Below are 20,336 nucleotides of genomic sequence, written 5' to 3'. Positions count from 1 at the left end.
ATGTGCGGTTGAAGTTCCTGTTGCAACCCGGGTGGCTGGCCTTGACGCTGGCGGTCTGGGTGTTCGCGGGCGCGTGCTTCACGCTGCTCGCGCCCTGGCAGTTCAGCCGCGACGTGGAGCGCGCGGCGCAGAACAACGCGGTCACCTCGTCCGTCCGCACCGATCCGGTGCCCGTCACCACGGTGCTCGACCGGCCGAACGCCGACATCGAGTGGCAGCGCGTCACGCTGACCGGCCGCTACCTTCCCGAGGGCCAGGCGGTGGCGCGGCTGCGGACGGTCCAGGGCGAGGCGGCGTTCGAGGTGCTGACCCCGTTCCAGCTGACCGACGGGCCGATCGTGCTGGTCGACCGGGGTTACGTGCGGCCGGTGAACGGGATCAGGGTGCCCGAGCTGAAGGCCGTGCCGACCGACGAGGTCACCCTGGTCGCGCTGGCCAGGCGGGAGGAATCGGACCAGCGCGAGGCGTTCCAGGAGGACCGGCACCGCCAGGTCTACTCGGTGAACTCCGCCGTGGTCGGCCGGGCGGCCGGGCTGGAGATCCGGCCGGGCTACTTCCAGCTCACCGAGGGGCAGCCCGGTGTCGAGGAGTCGCTGCCGCTGCCGAAGCTGGACGCGGGACCGTTCTTCTCCTACGCCCTGCAGTGGATCGCGTTCGGCGCGATGGCGCTCGGCGGCTGGCTGTACTTCACCGTCCGCGAGGTCCGGCCCGGCGGCGCGCTGCGCGAGCAGGACGCGGACAAGACCGACAAGGCCAAGGTCAGGCGGAAGTCCGTCGCCGAGCAGCTCGCCGAAGACGAGGCCGCACCAGCGCGATGACCGCGGTCACGGCCGCCGCCGACGCGCCCACGACCCGGGACAGCTCCACCGCCCGCGTCACGTGACCGGCGTCGGGGTTGCGGCCGTGCCCGAGCACCGGCCGGTCCTCCGCACCGTGCGCGTAGACCGTCCGACCGCCCAACCGTACCTCCAACGCCCCCGCGAACGCCGCCTCCACCTGACCCGCGTTGGGGCTGGGGTGCGCCGCCGCGTCACGCCGCCACGTCCGCCAAGCCTCACCGGCGGACCCTCCGACGACCGGCGCGCCCGCCGCCGTGAGCAGGGCGGCCAGCCGCGACGGCAGCAGGTTCGCCACGTCGTCCAAGCGTGCCGCCGCCCAGCCGAACCGCAGGTAGCGCTCGTTGCGGTGGCCGACCATGGCGTCCAGGGTGTTCGCCGCGCGGTAGCCGAGCAGGCCGGGCACGCCCGCGACCGCGCCCCAGAACAGCGGGGCCACCACCGCGTCGGACGTGTTCTCGGCCACGGACTCGACGGTCGCCTTCGCCAGACCCAGCGTGTCCAGCTTCAGCGGCTCGCGCCCGCACAGGTTGGGCAAACGATTGCGCGCCGCGTCGAGGTCGCCGCCGTCCAGCTCGCGGCCCATCGCGGTGCCCTCCTCGGCCAGCGACGACCCGCCCAGCACGATCCACGTCGCGGCGGCCGTGGTCAGGACCTGCGCCACCTGGCTTCGCCGGCCGAGCCGTTCCACCGCGACACCGGCCAGGACCGTGCCGCCGACCAACGCCGCCGCGTGCGCGACGCCCGCCGCCTTGTGGTCGCGGTGCAACGTGCGCTCCAGCGCCGCCGCCGCCCGCCCGAATCCCGCTACCGGGTGATATTTGCGGGGGTCGCCGAACACCGCATCGGCGGCCACCCCCAGGACCAACCCCACCGCCCGCCCCAGACTCACACCGGCACGGTAGCCCGCAGGTGTCGGACCGCCGCATTAGGGTGGCCCACCGTGGAACCAGCCGGCCGCCTCAAGCTGTACGCCTACCTGGACGCGCGCGATCACCAGCGCACGTACCTGGCGATCATGCGGCTGTTCACGTCCACACTGCTGGCCGACCTGTCCGCGGGCGAGGTCGCGGGAGCCCTGGCCGGCGCCGAGCGGGAGGGCCGGGTCGAGCCGGGCGAGTCCCGCATCGAGAACGTCCTCAACCGGCTCCGGCAGCTGGTCGAGTGGGGCAACCTGGTGCAGGGCCGGCGCGAGGTGGTGGCGTCGAGCATCGCCGAGTTCCAGCACGGCAGCGTGCGCTACCAGGTCAGCAAGCTCGCGGTCCGGGTGCAGCGCGACGTGGACGAGCTGCTGCGCGTGCCCGAGGGTGCGCGGGAGGTGTCCCGCGAGCTGCTGCCCGCCGTCGAACGCGGTCTCGGGCAGCTGGGGCAGTCGCTGTCGGAGGCGGTGATCAGCGGCGGTCGCCGGCCGCGCGAGGTGCTGGCCGAGCAGGTCACCACGCTGTTCCTGCAGCACGCCGAGCTGGCCGCGACCGTGCGCGACTTCTACGCGTACCTGGGGCAGGTCGTGACGCGGCACCACCTGGACCCGGAGGAGATCTCCGGGTTCCGGAACCTGCTGGTGGAGTACATCCAGATGGTCGTGGAAGACGTGCTGCGGCACACCCCGGCCATCGCGGACGCCCTGGCCCGGGTGAACTCCGCGCGGTCGGAGCTGCTCCGGCTGCTGGGCCGCGCCGACCTGGGCGAGCAGGTGGAACGCGCGCGCGGGCGGTCCGCCGAGGACTGGCAGGAGCTGACCGACTGGTTCGTGGACCGGCCCGGCCGGCCGAGCCAGGTGACGGCGTTGCGCGAGGCCACCGCGCGGGCGATCGGGTCGCTGCTGGCCAGCGTGAAGCGGGCCACGTCCGGTGGCGGGCTGCTGCCGAGCCGTCGCGCGGAGCTGCTGAAGCTGGCCGCGTGGTTCGACTCCGGGTCGCGCGAGCGGGCCCATGAGCTGTACGCGGCGGCGTTCGGGCTGTACTCGGCCCGGCACGTCTCCCCCGCGCCCGAGCACGACAGCGACAACGAGCGCACGCCGTGGCGGGACGGGCCGGTGGTCGACGTCACGGTGAGCGTGCGCACCCGTGGTGATCGCGGCGCGCGCGGGCGGACGTCGCGGATCCTGGACGACCCGATGACCGAGCAGTCGCTGCTGGCCGAGGCGCGGGAGGCGGACGAACGGCGGGCCGCGTCGGTGGCCGAGCTCGCGGCGGCGGCGCCCAGGCTGGCGGAGGCGACGCTGTCCGGTGAAGCGCTCGGCGTGCTGTGCGAGCTGCTGACGCTGGCCATGGCGCAGCGGGACACGGCGTCCGACCCCGGCTCGGCGACGGACCCGGTGCGCGGCCTGCGGGTCACCGTGGCGCACGCCCGGGGGCAGGCGACGCGGATCCGCTCGGCCGCCGGCACGTTGACCCTGCACGACTCGACGTTGGTGCTCGACTGATGTTCGACGACCTCTCCGAGATCGACGCGGCGAACGCGGTGCGGTGCGCCCGCACCCTCCTGCGGCGGCCGTTGCTGCGCGCGGACGGGCCGGACGGCGAGCTGCTGACGCTGGTCTACCGGCACCGGGCCGCGTTGCAGGACCTGTTCGCCCGGACGCTGGGGTACCGGCTGGTGGTGGAGCGGCGGTTCGCCAGGCTCTACAAGTCCGGGCCGGGCGGTGACGACTCGCGCGGCGTGCTCGGCATGTCCCCGCGCGGGTACGCGTACGTGGCGCTGACGATGGCGGTGCTGACCGGCATCGGGCGGCAGACGCTGCTGTCGCGGCTGGTGGCGGACATCCGGGCGGCGGCGGTGGAGGCCGGGATCGCCGTCGTGGACGACGTGGTGGACCGGCGCGCGTTGACGGCGGCGTTGCGGCACCTGGTGTCGCTGGGCGTGCTGCACGAGACCGAGGGCACGGTGGACGTGCACCAGGCCGAGGCGCTGATCACCATCGACACCGACCTGCTCGGGCAGCTGCTCACCGGGCCGGTGGCCGAGGCCACGTCACCCGATCGGCTGGTGGAGTTGGCGGCCCGGCCCGGTCCGCGCGGTGTCGAGCACGCGGTGCGGCGCAAGCTGGTGGAGAACCCGGTGGTGCTGTACGCGGACCTGCCGGCCGAGCAGGCGGACTGGCTGCGGCGCCACCAGCGCAAGGAGTCCGCGCTCCTGGAGACGTGCTTCGGGCTGCACACCGAGTGCCGGGTGGAAGGCGTGCTGGCCGCCGACCCGGAGGACTACCTGACCGACCTGTACTTCCCCGGCACGTCCACGGTCGCGCGGATCGCGTTGCTGGCGCTGCCCGAGTTGCTGTCCTCGGACCCACGCCCCGACGGCCGTCACGTGGTCGTGCGCGGGGAGTTGCGCGAGGTGTGCGAGCGGCTGGTGGAGGACTACCCGGCCGCGTGGTCGAAGCAGTTCACCGAAGACCTGGACCGGCTGACCGCAGAGGTGTTGGAACTGTTGCGGCGCATGGGGTTGGCGGTGCCGACGGACGACGGGTGGCTGCTCAACGCCGCCGCGCACCGCTGGATACCGGAGCCCGACGGCGACCCGGAACGTGAAGCGGAGCCCGTCGTCGTCCCGGAAGTGCCGAGCTGGTCGTTGTTCGATGAGGAGACCGCGTGAACAGGTGGCGGCTGCACAGGGGCGGCATCGTCAACATCTGGCAGTACACCGAGCAGGCGTTCGACTTCTCCGGCGGGCGCGCGATCTTCCAGGGCACCAACGGCTCCGGCAAGTCGCGCACGCTGGAGCTGCTGCTCCCGCTGTGCCTGGACGGCGACCTGCGGCAGGTCGGCTCCAAGGGCTTCGACACGGTGTCGCTGCGGCGGCTCATGCTGGACGACTACGACGGCGGGCCGAACCGCATCGGGTACGCGTGGGTCGAGCTGGAACGCGACGGCGAGTTCCTGACCTGCGGGTTGGGCGTGAAGGCGTCCAAGACGTCACAGGCGATCACCGACTCGTGGCGGTTCATCACGTCCCTCCGGGTGGGGCACGACCTGGCGCTGGTGGGTGCGGACCGGACGCCGTTGGGGCCGGTGCAGCTGCGTGACCTGGTCGGCGCGGACCGCGTGCTGGAGGAGGCCGCGTTCCGGGCCCGCGTGGCGGAGACCGTGTACGGCGTGCCCGCGGCCCGGTACGGCGACCTGCTGCACCTCCAGCGGACGCTGCGCAACCCGGACGTCGGGCTGAAGGTGCTGGAAGGGCAGCTGGAGCAGATCCTGTCCGACGCGCTGCCGCCGTTGGACCAGGTGATGGTCGAGCAGCTGGCGACGTCGTTCGACGACCTGGAGTCGATCCGGGAGAACATCACCCGGCTCTCGTCGGCGGACGCGGCGCTGGGGACGTTCCTGAAGACGTACTCGGACTACGCGTTCGGCGGGTTGCGCACGGCGGCCGAGCGGTTGGGCGCGGCCGAGGACGCGGTGCGGAAGCTGGAACGGGCGTCGGCCCGGCTGTCGTCGTCCTTGACGGGCACGCTGGCGGCGCGGTCGGCGGCGGAGCGGTCGCTGTCGGAGCTGGAGGCCGGTGAGCAGCGGGCCGAGGAGACCATCGGGGCGTTGAAGGAGCTGCCCGCGTTCCGCGACCTCCAGGACTTGCAGACGCGCGAGAAGCTGGTGGCGGAGAAGCGCTCGTCGGCCGTGGCGGCGTTGGACATGGCGAACAGGCAGCGGGTGCAGGAGGACGGCGCGGTCGACGGCGTGCTGCGGCTGCTGCGCCGGCTGGCCGAGGACCTGGGAGCGGCGGAAGAGCTGGTGGAGCCGCTGCGCCACCACCTGCGGGCGGCCGGCCTGTCGCCTTCCGCGGTGCCGGACATCCCTCGCGTGTCCACTTTGGACGCTTCCGCTCGGACGGAGTCCGTGCGGGCCAAGCCCGATCCGGAAGCCGAGCCGTTGCCGATCGAACGGCGCGTGCCTCCCGCGGTGGACGAGATGGCGTTGGACGACCTCGCGTCGCGCACGTCGTCGATCGCGTCCTCCGCCCGGCAGCGGGGTGCTCTGGCGCTCGCGTTGGCGGCGCAGGCGGCCGAGCTGGACACCGCGCAGCGCCAGGTGGACGCGCTCCAGCTGACCGCGCGGGACGCTCAGCGGGCCGCGACGGAAGCGGCGGCGTTGCGCAACCAGGAAGCGCAGGAGCTGGCCGAGGTCGCGCAGGCGTGGCTGGCGGACGTGGAGGCGTGGCAGGACGCCGGACCGACCCGGCCGGAAGGCGCGCTGGAGCTGCCCACGTCGGTGGACCCGTCCACGGCGCGGGCGTTGGCCGGTGCGGCCCGCGAGTGGGTCGGACCTCTGGTGACGGCGGCACGGGAGCGCGCGCACGCGATCGGGCAGCGGAACGCCGAGCTGAGCCGGACCATCGACGCGCGGGACGCCGAGCTGACCGGTCTCCGGTCGGGCACGGCGCAGGTGCCCGCGCGCGGGCGTTTCGCGTCGGCCGACCGCGATCCGGCGACGGGCGCGCCGTTCTACCGGCTGGTGGACTTCCAGCCGACCGCGGACGTCGAGCAGCGCGCCGGCCTGGAGGCGGCCCTGGAGGCGTCCGGGCTGCTGGACGCGTGGGTCGGGCCGTCGGGCGTGGTCGACGGTGACGTCGTCGCTGTGGCGACCGCCCCCGTGACCGGGCCGTCGCTGGCGTCCGTCCTGGTCCCCACGGCCGAGCAGGACTCGCCGGTGCCCCCTTCGGCAGTCGCCGACCTGCTCGCGTCGGTGTCGCTCGACCAGGGCGCGTTCGCCGTGTCGGTCGACGGCCGGTGGCAGGCGGGCGTGCTGACGGGTGCGTGGCGCAAGGAGGTGGCCGAGTTCATCGGCGCCGGTGCGCGGGAAGCGGCCCGGCAGCGGCGGATCGCCGAGCTGGAGGACGAGCTGTCGGGCCTGCGCGCCGAACTGGGGGTCGCGGCGGCGGACCTGCTGGCGGCACGCGGTCTGGTCGACGAGTGGGAGAGGTACGTCGACCGGTTCCCGTCCGACCGGGACCTGCTGGCGCGGCACGGACGGCTCCACACGGCGCGGGAGACGGCCGATCGCGCCGCCGCCCACGCGGAGAAGCTTCGTTCCGAGCTGGAAGCCGCCCAAGGGCGTTACGAGGCGTCGCGCGCGGCCGTGGTCCGGCAGGCGGGTGACGCCGAGCTGCCCGCCGACACGGAAGGGCTCCGGAGCGCGCAGAGCGACGCGGCCGAAGCACAGCGCATCGCGGACCGGCTCGGTGACGTGGTGCGCCGCCAGTGCCAGGCGACCGTGCGGGACCTGACCGACGCGACGCACCGGTACCACGCGGCCGTGGACGACCGGGCGGCGGCCGAGTCCGAGGCCGAGGCGCGGTGCCGCGACTACGGGACGCAGGCGTCGACCCTGGCCGAGCTGACCGACGCGATCGGCGGCGAGGCCCGCGAGATCGCCCAGCAGTTGTCCGCTGTGGAGCGTTCCCGGCTGGAGATCCGGGCCGACTTGAAGCGCGTGCGGGAGGACGTCGCGTCGGCGCGCGAGGAGGCGGCGAAGCTCAAGGCGCAGATCGAGACGGCGGCGGAGCAGCTCGCCGGTGCGCGGGACGTGTCGGCGCGGGCGGCGGAGCACTTCAAGGCGGCTCTCGACGCGCCCGGTGTGCTGGCCGCCGCGTTGCCGGACGGGCCGGTGGACGTGCCGTCGGTGCGCGAGGCGCTGGTCGGGAGCGACCGGCGCGGCGCGGGTGAGGCGACCGTGATCGCCAAGCTCCAGACGTTGCAGACGTCGTTGGCCGGCACCCACGACATCACCGCCGACCAGCACGCGGGTCTGCTGACGGTGATGGTCGGCGGCGAGGAAGGCGCCCGGCCGGTCGCGGCGGCGGCACGTCAGGTGACGACGAAGCTCGGCGAGCAGCGCGGCCTGCTGGACAGCCAGTACCAGGTGATCTTCGCCGACTACCTGATCCGGGACCTGGCCGAGTGGCTGCGCGGTCAGATCGCGGTGGCCGAGGACCTGTGCAAGCGGATGAACGGCGTGCTGTCGCGGGCGCGGTCCAGCCAGGGCGTGCACGTCAAGCTGGCGTGGAAGCACTCGGCGGCGCTGGACGAGGCGACCCGTGACGCGTTGACGCTGGTCCGGCTGCCCTACGCGGAGCGCACGCCCGAGCAGGACGCGACGCTGCGCCGGGTGTTCACGGAGCGGATCGAGGAGGAGCGGGACCGGCACAGCGGCAACTACGCGGACGTCCTGTCCCGTGCGCTGGACTACCGGACGTGGCACCAGTTCACCGTGACCGTCGCCGACACCGCGCCGGACGGCGGTCCGCGTGAGCGCCGGCTCCGGCAGCTGTCGTCCGGCGAGACCCGGTTGATCTCCTACGTGACGCTGTTCGCCGCCGCGGCGTCGTTCTACGACGCGGTGAGCGGGGAGTTCTCACCGTTGCGCCTCGTGCTGCTGGACGAGGCGTTCGAACGGCTGGACGACCCGACCATCGCCCGCATGCTGGGCCTGCTGGTCGACCTGGACATGGACTGGGTGATCACCTGGCCGAGCGGCTGGGGCGTCTCCGACAAGATCCCGCGCATGCACATCTACGACGTGCTGCGCCCCCGCAACGGGCGCGGCGTGGCCTGCACCCAGACAACCTGGGACGGCGCCGCCCTGGACCGCGTCGACCCCTAGCGGGGCCCGCCCGTCACGCGGGGACCTGGCGGGACACGTGGCGGGCGTCGCGGTGGGCCTGGGCGGTGACCATCAGGACGTCCAGCGCGTCGCGGGTGCGCAGCAGCTCTTCGATGTGGGCGGAGAGCCGGTCGCGCTCCTTGGCCATGCGCTCCATCGCGGCGTCCGAGTTCTCGTCGCTGGGCGAGTCGAGGCACGGCAGCAGTTCGATGATCGTGCGGCTGGACAGCCCGGCCGCGTACAGGCGCTGGACGAAGGCGACCCGCTCGACGTCGTCCTCCGTGTAGTGGCGCTGCCCGCCGGCGCTGCGGGTGCTGGTCAGCAGTCCCTGTTCCTCGTAGTACCGCAGCGAACGGACGCTGACCCCGGCCCTCGCCGCCAGCTCGCCGATCCGCATCCGCCCTCCCTGCTGTGACCCCGACCGCACGGCTTGCCCCTCACATTGATGTCAGGTTTTAGCGTACCCGTCAGGCCCGCCGCGGGCCTTGACGAGTACCGAGGAGTTCCGACATGACCACGCTGTTCGACCGCTACCGCCTCGGCGGTCTGGACCTGCCCAACCGGGTCGTGATGGCCCCGATGACCCGGGTGCGGGCCGCGGCCGGGGGCCTCGCGACCCCATCCATGGCGGCCTACTACGCGCAGCGCGCCACCGCCGGGTTGATCGTCTCCGAAGGGGTGCAGCCCAGCACGGTCGGGCAGTCCAACCCCGGCACCCCGGGCCTGCACACCGACGAGCAGGTGGCCGCCTGGCGACCCGTCACCGACGCCGTGCACACCAACGGCGGCCGGATCTTCGCCCAGATCATGCACGGCGGCCGGGTCTCGCACCCCGACACCACCGGTCTCCAGCCGGTCGGGCCGTCCGCCGTCGCCGCCGTGGGCGACGTGTTCACCCCGAACGGACCACGGCCCGCGCCGGTCCCCCGCGCCCTGGACACCTCCGAGGTGCCCGACCACGCCCGTTCGTACGGTGAGGCCGCCCGGCGCGCCGTCGAGGCCGGGTTCGACGGCGTCGAACTGCACGGCGCCAACGGTTACCTGATCTCGCAGTTCCTGTCGTCCAACGCCAACCTGCGCACCGACTCCTACGGCGGACCGATCGCCCACCGCATCCGCTTCGCCGTCGAGGCGGTCGCCGCCACCGTGGACGCGGTGGGCGCGGCCCGCACCGGAATCAGGCTCTCGCCCGGCGGCACCTTCTGGGGCGTCGAGGAGACCGGGATCCCGGAGCTGTACGGGGCGCTGCTCGCCGAACTCGCCCGCTTCGACCTCGCCTACGTGCACGTGGAGGCGACTGCCGACGAGGAGGTGCTGGTCGGGCTGCGCCGCGCGTGGCCGGGCGGCCTGATCATGAACCCGGTGGTCCCGATGGGCCCGAAGCAGACCGACCGGACCTCCGCCGACCACTGGCTCGGCCTGGGCGCGGACCTGATCAGCTTCGGCCGTGCGTTCATCGCCAACCCCGACCTGGTGGAACGGCTCCGCACCGGCGTCCCGATCGCGCCCGTCGACCCGGACACGTACTACCAGGGCGGCGACGCGGGCTACCTCACCTACCCGGCGTACGAGTACACCGCCTGACCGGAGCCGGCCGGAGCCTCGGCCGGCCCCGTCGTTAGAGCACGCGGGTGGGGGTGCGGTGGCGGGCGCCGCCCGAGGTCAGGAACGCGGCGACCGGCAGGGTGGCCGCGCCGAGGGCCACGGACTCCGGACCCAGTTCGCACAAGGTGATGGACGCCTGCTCGAACGGCCGGTGCAGGGCGTGGCGGGCGGCTTCGGCGCGCACGTCGTCCAGGATCCTCGGACCCAGGAGCAGGCCCGCCCAGCCGCCCACGATCACCTGGGACGGGTTGAACAGGTTGATCAGGTTCCCGATCCCCACCCCGGCGTACCGGGCGGTCTCGGCGAGGACGGTCCGGGCATCCCCCGACCCGTCGACGACGAGCGCCGCCAGCGCCGCCTCCTGCTCGGCGGGCGCGTCGGCCTTCACCGCGCGATAACGGTCCACCACGGCAGACGCGCCGATGTACGCCTCAAGGCACCCGTTCGCACCGCACCGGCACGCGCGACCGTCCAGCGCGATGGTCGTGTGGCCCCACTCCCCCGCGCCACCGGACGAACCCCGGTACAGCACGCCGCCCGCGATGACGCTCGCGCCGACACCCGACCCGATCAACGCCACCACCGCGTCAGCCGTGCCGCGGCCCGCGCCGAACCAGACCTCCGCCTGCCCCAACGTGTTCGCGCCGTTGTCCAGGAACAGCGGCAGGTCCGTGCCGTCCCTCAGCATCCGCTCCAGCGCGACCCCGTGCCAGCCCACGGTCTGCGCGTACACCAGGCCGCGCTCGACTTGACCGGGCACGCCGATGCCGACACCGAGCACATCGCCCACGCCGCTGTCCGCCAGGCAGCGGTCGAGCCCTTCGAGCACCCGCCGCGCCACGTCGTCCACCGAGTGCACGTCCGGCTCCATCGGGAACGTCGCCTCCGCCAGGCGCCGCAACGTCAGGTCGAACACCTCGACCAGCACGTGCGTCTCGCCGACATCGACACCCACCACCGCCGCGAAAGCCGGGTTGACCCGCAGCAGCACCCGCGGTCTGCCGCCGTCCGAGTCCACCTGACCGGCCTCGACCACCACGCCGTCGGAGATCAGCTCGGCGACCACGGTGCTGACCGACGCCTGGCTCAGCCCGGTGACGCCCGCGATGTCCTGCCGGCTGCGCGGCTCGTCGAAGTACAGCGCGCGCAACACCCGCGCCCGGTTACCGGCACGCAGGTCGCGCACGGTCAGCTTGCGGTGCACGGCGACCCCCATCGGGCGAGTTGGACGAAACGGCCGCCACACGGGCGTGTCGAACTTCCGACGTTAGTCGGTTGCGCACCGCTTGGTGACCCGTTCGCCGAGTGCCGCCGGCGGTTCGCCACGGCGCGATCACCTCAGCAACAGGTCCCCGGTCAGCCGACAGCGGCCCACGACTGGATCATCCGGTAGGCGATCGACGCCCCTGGCGAGAGCAGGAGGTCCGGCACGCTGCCCGGCTCGGCGAGCGCCTGCCGCACGTCGGCCCGGCTGACCCACCTGGCCTGCGCGATCTCGCCTTCCGCGAGCCGCAGCGGCTCGGTCGGGTCGCCCACGGCCTCGAACCCCACCATCAACGACCGGGGGAACGGCCACGGCTGGCTGCCGAGGTAGCGGATGCCGCCGACCTCGACGCCGACCTCTTCGGCGATCTCCCGCGCCACGCACGCCTCCAGCGACTCGCCCGCCTCGACGAACCCGGCCAGCACCGAGTACCGCGACTCGGGCCACCCCTCGCCCCGGGCCAGCAGCACCTGGTCCGCGCCGTCGTGCACCAGGCAGATCACCGCCGCGTCGGTGCGCGGGTACTCCTCGCGCCCGCAGTGCTCGCAGGCCCGCGCCCACCCCGACTTGATCGAGTCGGTCGGCCCGCCGCACGCGGCGCAGAACTTCGCCGACCGGTGCCAGTGGAACAACGCCACCGCCGACGTGAACAGGCCCGCGCCGGTGTCGTCCAGCAACGCGCCGCACGCCCGCAGGTCGATCCACTGCGGCTCGTCCGTCAGCTCGGGCCCGCCCCACGCCCGGCCGGTGGGCGCCTTGACGTCCGTCTCGTCCTCGGTCAGCGGAACAGCCCAGTACGCCACGCCGTCCTGCTCGCCCAGCAGCACGGCGGTGTCCGGCGGACCGTCGCCGAACTCCGGCGCGGGGTGGTCGACCAGGCGCGTCGCCTGGTCGGCCACCAACGTGCGGCCCCGCGCGTCCACGGTGATGACGCGCGCCTTCGGCCACAGCTGCGCGATGCGCCGCACGTCGCCGCGCAGTGGTTCCTGTCGGTCCACGGTGAACCGCGAGAGCGCCGGCAGGTCCACCAGCTCGAAGCTCACGGCAGGGCCACGCCACCCAACGCCCGCAGCTGCGGGGCGAGCAGGTCCGCGTCGCCGACCAGCACGCCGGTGAACGCGGTCGGCGCGAAGAACTCCAACGCCACCTCGGTGACCTGCTGCACGGTGACGGCCGCGAGCCTGGCCGGGTGCCCGGTGAACCACTCGATGTCCAGGCCCAGACCGGCGAGGTTCATCAGGAACGACGCCAACCCGCCCTGCGACGACGTCGCCGTCAGCAGCGAGCCGATCGCGTACCGGCGCGCGGTGTCCACTTCGGACTCCGACGGCGGCACCAGGCCGAGCCGGCCCAGCTCGTACCGGGTCTCCAGCAGCGCCGCCGCGGTCACCTCGCTCGCCGTGTCGGCGTCGACCAGCAGCGTCGCACCGCCCGGCGTGAACTCGGGGTGCGAGCGCGCGCTGTACGTGTAGCCCTTGTCCTCGCGGATGTTCTCCACCAGCCGGGACGAGAAGAACCCGCCGAACACCAGGTTCGCCAGCTGCAGCGCCGGGTACCGCTCGTCGGTGCGCACCAGGCCGCGCCCGGCCAGCCGGATCTGCGACTGCACGGCGCCGGGCCGGTGCACCAGCAGCACGTCGCCGCCGCGCACGACGGGCAGCGGCGACAACGTCACCGCGGTGCCCTCGCCGGTCCAGCCGCCCAGCGCGCCCTCGACCGCGCGCACCGCGGCGTCCGGCTCCATGTCGCCCACGACGACGATCACCGCACCGCGCGGCAGCACGGCCGACGCGTGCAGCGCGCGCACGTCGTCCTGCGACACCGCCGCGACCTCGTCCGCCTCCGGCATCTCCTTGGCGAACGGGTGGTCGCCGTACAGGTGCTTCTGCAACGCCTCCCGCGCGATCACGCTCGGCTGCGACCGGGCCAGCCGGATCCGCTCCACCAACCGCGCCCGCTCGCGCTCGACCTCGCCGGCCGGGTAGGTCGCGCCGGTCAGCACGTCCCGCAGCACGTCCAGCACGGTGTCGAAACCGGATGCCAGCGCGTTGCCGGAGAGCGCCAGCCGCTCCGGGTCGACCACCGCGTCCAGCTCGCCGCCGACCAGCGCCAGCTCGGTGTCGACGTCCACCCGGCTGCGGGTCGCGGTGCCGGTGAGGATCGTGTTCGCCAGCACCTCCGCCCGCGCCGAGTGCGTCGAGCCGACGCTGCTGGGCGCCGGGTCGCCGAACGGGACGCGCAGCCGGACCTCCACCATCGGGACTGACGACCGGCGCACGGCGATCACGCGCAGGCCGTTGGCCAGCGTGGTGTCGACGGTCTCCATGTCGGCGGCGGCCCGCTGCTCGCCCAGCTCCGGGAACGGGCGAGGCCCGAGCGCCGTACGGCCGATCTCCTCGGCGCTGCGGTGCTTGGTCGGGGCGCTCACTCGGTACCTCCGTCGGCAGTGGTCTGTGCGGGCTTGAGGATCAGCACGGCGCGCGAGTCGGGACGCAGCGCCTTGGCCGCCGCGGCGACCTCGTCCGTGGTGATGCCGGCGATCTTCTCCGGCAGGTCGTACAGCAGCTCGGCCTGCCCGAACAGCAGCTCGGCCGACCCGAGGCCCAGCGTCCGGCTGGTCAGCCGGTCGTGCTCACGGTGCATGGTCGACACCCAGCGCGCGGTGACCTTCGCCAGCTCCTGCTCGCTCGGGCCTTCCTCGGCCAGCCGCAGCAGCTCCTCGTCCACCGCCGCGACGACCTGCTCGGAGGTGACCTCCGGCGGGTGGATCGCGGTGATGCTGAACGTGTCGGGGTCGCGCGCCTCCAACGGCCCGAACAGGCCGCACCCGGCGCCGACGTCCACCACGATCGCGTCCTGGTGCACCAGCCGCTGCTGGAGCCGCGACCCGTCGCCGTCGGTCAGCACGCCGGCGAGCACCAGGTAGGCGAGGTAGGCCTCCACCTCGTTCACCGGGTCGGGGATGCGGTAGCCCAGGGCGATGGCGGGCATCGGCGCGTGCTGGTCGACGTGCTCCGCCCGGAGCTCGCCCTTCGGCGCGGCCTCGGCGAACGACGGCCGGACCGGCACCGGACGGGCCGGCACGTCACCGAAGTGCTGCTCGACGAGGGTCTTCGCGCCCTCCGGGTCGAAGTCGCCCGCCACGGTCAGCACGGCGTTGCCCGGCGCGTAGTAGGTGTCGAAGAACGCGGCGCAGTCGTCCACCGTGGCGTTCTCGAGGTCGGTGAAGTCGCCGTAGCCGTTGTGCGCGTTCGGGAACGTCTGGAACAGGACCGGCGGCAGGAGGATCCAGGGGAACCCGCCGTACGGCCGGTTGAGCACGTTGAGCCGGATCTCCTCCTTCACCACGTCGATCTGGTTGCGGAGGTTCTCCTCGGTGATCTTCGGCGCCCGCATCCGGTCCGCTTCGAGGAACAGCGCCCGCTCCAGCGCCGCGGACGGCAGCACCTGGTAGTAGTCGGTGTAGTCCGGGTGGGTGGACCCGTTGAACGTGCCGCCCGACGACTGCACGTGCCGGAAGTGGGCGAGCTTCTCCAGGCTCTCGCTGCCTTGGAACATGAGGTGCTCGAAGAGGTGCGCGAACCCCGTCCGGCCCTCGGGTTCGGAGCGGAAGCCCACGTCGTAGTGCACGCTCACCCCCACGACCGGGGCGCTGCGGTCGGGTGCGAGCACCACCCGCAGTCCGTTGGGGAGCGTGAACCTGTGCAGTTCGGGTAGCGCCATGCACGCAGCCTACGGGTTCACCCCGTCACCGGGCGCGATGGTCACCCGCCCTCACCGACACCCCGCTACGCCCAGCGCGAACACCCGACATGCACCCCGCCACGACCAACCCACACCCGACCCGCGCACCGTCCCCACACCTCGGCCCACCCCCCGGCCGCACCGGCCCACCATGCGAGGTCGCGTCGATCGTTCGCGGCGCATTTTCGGGCGATCACGCCCTTCGATCGTCGGAAAATGGGCCGCGAACGATCGACTTCCAGGCGACCGAGCCCGCCGCCTGCGGAGCAGCGGCAATCCCACACAGCGGCAGTTCAACGCAGCGATCTCAGGTGTCCGGCCTGGGCCAGCACGCCGTCCAGCGCGCCGAGGAACGCCGGGAACCGCTGCGCGAACCGCCGCAGGTCCCCGCCCTCCTCCGCCTCGCCGAACCAGTACAGCCCCGGACGCGTGCCGGCGAACGCCGCCAGCCACCGCTCCGTCTCCCCCAGCACCACCGCGTAGGGCAGCGACCGCGAGAACACCATCTCCCGGTCGCCGTCCGGGATGTCCTGCGGAGTGGCCGTCCGCAGGTACCCGCGCAACCCGCGCACGTGCTCCAGCAGGGCACTGCCCCGCTTGGTCCGCGCCGGCATGGAGCGCGCGCCCGACGCCAGCGCCACACCGGCGACCACGACGACCAGCCCGAACAGCGCCGCCGCCCCGGTCAGCGCCAGCACCACCGTCAGCGCCACGCCGGCCGCGCCCAGCGCGATCCCGGCCCACCACCACAGGTTGCGCTCCGCATCAGGCCGCCGGGCGAACCAGTTCTTCGCCACCACGTCGGCGTACAGCTCGTCCCGCACCCGGGACAGGTCGATCCGCCTGCCCCGCAGCTCGGACAGCAGCACCACGTCCACCCCGTGGGGCAGCAACGTCTCGTACACGGCGCGCTCGTACCCGGACAGCGACGGGTCGGCCGGGTTGCGCCGCACGAACCGCCAGTCGTGCCCGTCCGCCTCCTCGATCCACACGTAGTTGCGCACCGCGAGGTCCACGATCGTGGCGGTCACGTCCACCACGTCCACGTGCTCGTCCACCACGGTCCCCACCTGGCCCGGCAGCACGCCGTCCGGTGAGGCGAACGCCATCCGCCCCGAACCGTCGGTGACCAGCACGTCCACCGGTCCGACCGCACCGGCCAGCGCCCGCGCGTCACGGCCGCGGAGGTACCACAGCAACGCCCCGCCGGCGAGCAGCAGCACGAGCAGCCCACCGAGCCCGCCGCCGGTCGCCGGCGTCAGCGCGAACGCCGCCAGCAGCCCGGACGTCTCCTCGACCCGCGCGTTGGCGGGCGCGGCGCCCTCCTGCAGCCCGACCGTCACGTCGACCCGCTCACCGGCGCCCAGGCCGATCTCGGTCGCCCGCACACCCCGGCCGTCGCCCAGGTCGGCGCTGGTGCACGGCTTGGCGGTGCCCGGCTCGCCGGCCAGGCAGCTCACCGCCTTCGGCACGTCCGGTGTGATCACGGAGACCTTCACCGAGTCCAACGCGGTGTCCCAACCGCTCGCGGGCTGCCAGCGCAGCTCCAGCGTGTCACCGATCTTCGCGACCGTGCCCACCACCGAGTACGTGACGGTCGACGTGCCCGCCTGGAGCGCGATCGTCAGCTCGTCGGCCGAGGCGTCGGCCGTGCCGTTGCCGTCCACGGACACGTCGGCGACCTCGAACACCCGGTCGCGGTGGTCGCCGACCGGGACGCGGAGCGGGACGACCCGGGTGGCCGTCGCGCCGTCGGGGACGGTGACCACCTCGGTGACGGTCAGCCTGCCGTCGCGCTCCAGCTTGAGCCGCACGTCGGCGCCGACCGTCCCGGGCAGACCGGCGGTGCTGACCGGTTGCGCCGACGCCGTGCCGATGCCCGCGCACAGCGCGACCGCGCACGTGGCCGCCGCTCCCCAGTTTTTCAACACGGCCGCGGAGAATAGCGGAGTTCCCCTAAGCTCTTGTGCTGATTCGGGCATCCGCGATACGGGGGACCACCAGCGATGACGCAACCACCGCCGCCAGGCGGCCGGCCGCCGCCACGTCCGGTCGGACCGCCGCCGATGGCCGCTCCGCTGCACCCCCAGCAGCCCCATCACGCCCATCCATCGCAGCAGCCGCAGCAACCCCAGCAGCCGCAGCCGACGCGCCAGTGGCCGACGCAGCAACCACCGGCGGAGCAACCCCAGCCGCAGTACCCGCGACCCGGTCCGCAGCCCCAGTACCCGCAGACCGGCCCCCAGCCGCACCAGCAGCCGTCGTGGCCGGGGCAGACCCCGTGGCCGCAGCAGGCGCCCGTGATTCCGCCGCCGGTCGCCGCGCCGCACCCACCGCCCGCGAACTGGGGTCCGCCGCCCGGACCGCCGCCGGGTTGGGGTCCGCCGCCGACGCCGTACCCGCCGATGCCGCGGAAGAAGAGCGGCGGCCCCCTGGTGGCGATGCTGCTGATCGGCTTCCTCGTCATCAGCATCGCCGCGGTCGGCATCATCGCCGCCAACCGCGACTCCGAGCTGGCGGATCCGGGCAACGCCGGGTACTCCAGCTACACGTACGAGCCCGAGCCGACCAGGAGGACGACGACGGCCGGCGCCACCACGACGACCACGACCGCGAGCAGCGGGCGGTCCACGCCGGCCGGCGAGCCGAAGGCCGGTCCCAAGGCCGTCATCGCCCTGGGTGACAACCCGATCCACGCGGACGGGCTGGGCGCGTTCAACATCGACGGCTGCCCGCTGCCCGCCATGGACTACTCGCCCGCCGGCCAGGACCGGTTCCTGCGGGCCGCGCTGCCGTGCATCGAGGCGATGTGGAAGCCGTCGTTCCAGCGCGCGAACCTGCCCTACCAGCCGGTGGAGCTGGTCATGGTGACGTCCCAGATCACCAACACGTGCGGCTCCATGGGCCCGGACCGCACCGCCATGTACTGCGAGGGCACGATCTACTGGACGCCGAACCACTACGCCAACGAGCAGGGCGCGGCGAACCCGAACCACCCCGGCAAGTACCTCGGGCAGCTCGCCCACGAGTACGGCCACCACGTCCAGTGGCTGTCCGGCATCCTGCGCGCGTCCGGCCAGGCCCAGTACGACAAGGGCGGCTGGGACACCCCGGCGGGCCTCGACCTCAACCGGCGCAAGGAGCTCCAGGCGACGTGCTTCGGCGGCATGACGCTGGCGCCCCTGTCGCACGGCGCGGTGCCCGCCGACGTCATCTCGGTGGCCCTCGCGGACGCCGGTAACCGTGGTGACTACCCGATTTACCCCAACCGGGACCACGGCGCGCCCGAGCGGAACGCGGCGTGGGTGAACCACGGCTTCAAAAACAACGAGACGAGCGCGTGCAACACTTGGGTAGCGAGCGCGGCGGACGTCAGCTGACCCGACTGGAGGACCGTGCACACGCCCGAGGAGCCCGAGAACAACAACCCGATCGTCCTCATCGGCGTGTTCTCGTTGATCGTGTTGTGCGTGCTGGGCCTCGGCGGGATCACGCAGCTCGAAACGTCCCGGCGGATCAGCGGCCGGGCGGTGGCGGCGGGTGGACCGGCCGCGCAGACCACCACGCCTGAACAGCCCCGTCCGCGCGCCGTGCACCGGCTCGCCGACCACCCGTTGCTCACCACACCCGTCTCGTTGCCGGCGGTGACGTGCGCGCTGCCGGCTTTCGGGCTGTCGGACCCGGAGCTGTCCGCGTACTACGAAGCCGGGGTCACGTGCCTGGACCAGGCGTGGCAGCCGGCGTTGGAGCAGGCGAACCTGCCGTTCGACCCGCCCGCGCTGGACGCGGCGCCGGACCTGACCGACGGCCCGTGCGGCACGGCGCCCGCCGAGAGCGAGGCGGTCGCGTACTACTGCGGTCGCAACAGGACGATCTACATGCCCACGCGGCGGCTGCGCAACAACGGCGGCGGCGAGCGTGCGGGGTCGCACCTGGCGACGCTGGCGCACGAGTACGGGCACCACGTGCAGGCGCTGACGGGGATGCTGCGCGCGGCGGACAGCAAGATCCTGGACGCGGGCGAGCAGACGCCGGCGGGCCTGGAGATGTCGCGGCGGATCGAGCTGCAGGCGAACTGCTTCGCCGGGATGTTCCTGGTGGCGGCCTCCGAGTCGATCGAGCCGGGGCTGGCCGAGGAGGCGTCGGAGGACTTCCACTACGCGATGGAGGAGCCGCCGGAGAAGAACGCGCACGGCAGCCCCGACAACCAGGGCATGTGGGCGTCGTACGGCTTCACCACGGGCGTCACGTCGTCGTGCAACACCTACGCCGCTTCCGCGGACGACGTCGGCTGACCCCGCCTGGTCCACAGGTGGGCGTAGAGCCCGCCCGCGAGGCCGCTCAGGCACATCAGGATCACCGTCAGCCTGGCTTCGAACGGCATGCCCTCGGGGGCGCTGGCGGCGGCCTGGACGGTGAGCTCGCCGCTCGTGTCGGCGGGGACGACGACTTCCACGACCTCGTCCCGCCGGTGGCCGCAGGCGTCGAGCCTCGCGGTGCGGGTCCGGTCCCCGATCTCCAGTTCGACCCGGTCGTAGGCTTCCGCGTCGCCGCAGGACGCCGGGGTGACGACGGTCGCGGAGACCCTCGTGACTCCGGTGGACGTGTGCGGCCACCACAACGCGACCGCTGCCGCGACGCCTGCGAGACCCACGACCAGCAGCACCAGCGCCCGTGCGACCGGGCTTCGCGGAACCGCCACAGCGTGGATGGTCGCAGACGGGGTGACCGGTCGTCGTGGGGGCGTCGGCTGTTGTCCGCCGACTGAAACATCACTCGATCGTGATCTTGCACACCTCGAACGCCTGTTCGACACTGGATTCATGGACTTCAGCTCGAAAGCGACCGTCAAAGCCACTGAGCCCACCCGCCCTCCGACCTATCGCCGGATGCCTTATCGGGCACGTCGTCGGGATGTCCGTCCATGGGCGGGCTCACCGTGGTGGAGAAGCTGCGAGCGCGGGTGGAGCCGCCGGATCCGCCCACGCCGGATCCGATCGAGATCGCCCGGTCCCGGGCCACCGCGGGGCGGGTGACCACCCTCGCCGCGAGTCGACCGCAGCCGGGAGCCGATCCAGTCCACATCGGATCCGCACGGTCCGTGCTTTCCCGCTGCTGGTCGTTACCGGCCACCGTCCCCAGGTGCTGCCGTGGCGCCGACCGAGAACGACGGACTCCGCCGTTCTCCTGTGGACGCCGGCCTCCGCCCGTCCGCGCCGACATCGGTGGAGGCCGGCCACGACCTCGACTGCCGCCGTGATTCACCTGCGTGATCCGCCTCCGTGGCACCGC

15 protein-coding genes are annotated in these 20,336 nt (G+C 73.3%); 7 read left to right on the top strand and 8 right to left on the bottom strand.

All coding sequences use genetic code 11. The features are described from left to right. Positions 1-2: 2 nt before the first annotated feature. A complete protein-coding gene (locus tag ACRAKI_RS04535) occupies positions 3-818 on the top strand; it encodes an SURF1 family cytochrome oxidase biogenesis protein (protein WP_447005790.1) in 816 nt (271 codons plus the stop codon). On the opposite strand, the gene ACRAKI_RS04530 is transcribed toward ACRAKI_RS04535, so the two are convergent. After that, positions 760-1,728, bottom strand: coding sequence for a cobalamin biosynthesis protein (locus ACRAKI_RS04530; RefSeq protein ID WP_447005789.1), 969 nt, complete (start codon positions 1,726-1,728; stop codon positions 760-762). The genes ACRAKI_RS04535 and ACRAKI_RS04530 overlap by 59 nt on opposite strands. Before the next feature lie 51 nt (positions 1,729-1,779). On the opposite strand from ACRAKI_RS04530, the gene ACRAKI_RS04525 reads away from it, so the two are divergent. Genes ACRAKI_RS04525 through ACRAKI_RS04515 form a run of 3 tightly spaced genes read left to right on the top strand, consistent with a single transcriptional unit; the run spans position 1,780 to position 8,431 of the window. After that, complete coding sequence (locus ACRAKI_RS04525; protein ID WP_447005788.1) at positions 1,780-3,261, top strand: DUF2397 domain-containing protein; 1,482 nt, start codon at positions 1,780-1,782, stop codon at positions 3,259-3,261. Beyond that, positions 3,261-4,430 (top strand): TIGR02678 family protein, encoded by a 1,170-nt coding sequence (locus tag ACRAKI_RS04520; RefSeq protein WP_447005787.1) that lies wholly within the window; start codon positions 3,261-3,263, stop codon positions 4,428-4,430. Before ACRAKI_RS04525 ends, ACRAKI_RS04520 begins: the two co-directional genes overlap by 1 nt. Continuing rightward, positions 4,427-8,431 carry a TIGR02680 family protein gene (locus ACRAKI_RS04515; RefSeq protein ID WP_447005786.1) on the top strand — a complete coding sequence of 1,335 codons (4,005 nt, stop codon included), beginning with the start codon at positions 4,427-4,429 and terminating at the stop codon, positions 8,429-8,431. The genes ACRAKI_RS04520 and ACRAKI_RS04515 overlap by 4 nt, the downstream gene beginning before the upstream one ends. 13 nt (positions 8,432-8,444) lie before the next feature. On the opposite strand, the gene ACRAKI_RS04510 is transcribed toward ACRAKI_RS04515, so the two are convergent. After that, entirely contained in the window at positions 8,445-8,828 is a 384-nt protein-coding gene (locus tag ACRAKI_RS04510) for a MerR family transcriptional regulator (RefSeq protein WP_447005785.1), read from the bottom strand. Between the two features lie 113 nt (positions 8,829-8,941). Here ACRAKI_RS04510 and ACRAKI_RS04505 point away from each other — a divergent pair, with 113 nt between their 5' ends. Continuing rightward, entirely contained in the window at positions 8,942-10,015 is a 1,074-nt protein-coding gene (locus tag ACRAKI_RS04505) for an alkene reductase (RefSeq protein WP_447005784.1), read from the top strand. Between the two features lie 34 nt (positions 10,016-10,049). Here the strand turns inward: ACRAKI_RS04505 and ACRAKI_RS04500 are convergent, their stop codons facing one another. The 5 genes from ACRAKI_RS04500 to ACRAKI_RS04480 form a co-directional block, all read right to left on the bottom strand. Then, a complete protein-coding gene (locus ACRAKI_RS04500; protein WP_447005783.1) occupies positions 10,050-11,252 on the bottom strand; it encodes an ROK family protein in 1,203 nt (400 codons plus the stop codon). Positions 11,253-11,392: 140 nt separating this feature from the next. Continuing rightward, entirely contained in the window at positions 11,393-12,343 is a 951-nt protein-coding gene (nudC, locus tag ACRAKI_RS04495) for an NAD(+) diphosphatase (RefSeq protein ID WP_447005782.1), read from the bottom strand. Continuing rightward, positions 12,340-13,728, bottom strand: a complete 1,389-nt coding sequence (locus ACRAKI_RS04490; RefSeq protein ID WP_447005781.1) for a M16 family metallopeptidase — start codon at positions 13,726-13,728, stop codon at positions 12,340-12,342. Before ACRAKI_RS04490 ends, nudC begins: the two co-directional genes overlap by 4 nt. After that, complete coding sequence (locus ACRAKI_RS04485; RefSeq protein ID WP_447005780.1) at positions 13,725-15,023, bottom strand: M16 family metallopeptidase; 1,299 nt, start codon at positions 15,021-15,023, stop codon at positions 13,725-13,727. The genes ACRAKI_RS04490 and ACRAKI_RS04485 overlap by 4 nt, the downstream gene beginning before the upstream one ends. A gap of 314 nt (positions 15,024-15,337) precedes the next feature. Then, positions 15,338-16,975: a DUF2207 domain-containing protein gene (locus ACRAKI_RS04480; protein WP_447005779.1), complete on the bottom strand. Its 1,638-nt coding sequence runs from the start codon at positions 16,973-16,975 to the stop codon at positions 15,338-15,340. Between the two features lie 75 nt (positions 16,976-17,050). Between ACRAKI_RS04480 and ACRAKI_RS04475 the strand changes: the two genes are divergently transcribed. Next, a complete protein-coding gene (locus ACRAKI_RS04475; protein WP_447005778.1) occupies positions 17,051-18,424 on the top strand; it encodes a neutral zinc metallopeptidase in 1,374 nt (457 codons plus the stop codon). Positions 18,425-18,439: 15 nt separating this feature from the next. After that, entirely contained in the window at positions 18,440-19,339 is a 900-nt protein-coding gene (locus ACRAKI_RS04470; protein ID WP_447005777.1) for a neutral zinc metallopeptidase, read from the top strand. On the opposite strand, the gene ACRAKI_RS04465 is transcribed toward ACRAKI_RS04470, so the two are convergent. Continuing rightward, positions 19,309-19,746 carry a hypothetical protein gene (locus ACRAKI_RS04465; RefSeq protein WP_447005776.1) on the bottom strand — a complete coding sequence of 146 codons (438 nt, stop codon included), beginning with the start codon at positions 19,744-19,746 and terminating at the stop codon, positions 19,309-19,311. The two genes, ACRAKI_RS04470 and ACRAKI_RS04465, sit on opposite strands and share 31 nt — an antisense overlap. Positions 19,747-20,336 lie beyond the last annotated feature (590 nt).

Source organism: Saccharothrix isguenensis (assembly GCF_052936305.1).
The sequence above is the reverse complement of the archived record's forward strand: the minus strand, read 5'-3'. Positions and strand labels throughout refer to the sequence as shown.

Coding starts and splice junctions, on each gene's coding strand:
- ACRAKI_RS04520 (WP_447005787.1), top strand. CDS start 3,261: ATGTTCGACGACCTCTCCGAGATCGACGCGGCGAACGCGGTGCGGTGC.
- ACRAKI_RS04510 (WP_447005785.1), bottom strand. CDS start 8,828: ATGCGGATCGGCGAGCTGGCGGCGAGGGCCGGGGTCAGCGTCCGTTCG.
- ACRAKI_RS04505 (WP_447005784.1), top strand. CDS start 8,942: ATGACCACGCTGTTCGACCGCTACCGCCTCGGCGGTCTGGACCTGCCC.
- ACRAKI_RS04500 (WP_447005783.1), bottom strand. CDS start 11,252: ATGGGGGTCGCCGTGCACCGCAAGCTGACCGTGCGCGACCTGCGTGCC.
- ACRAKI_RS04485 (WP_447005780.1), bottom strand. CDS start 15,023: ATGGCGCTACCCGAACTGCACAGGTTCACGCTCCCCAACGGACTGCGG.
- ACRAKI_RS04475 (WP_447005778.1), top strand. CDS start 17,051: ATGACGCAACCACCGCCGCCAGGCGGCCGGCCGCCGCCACGTCCGGTC.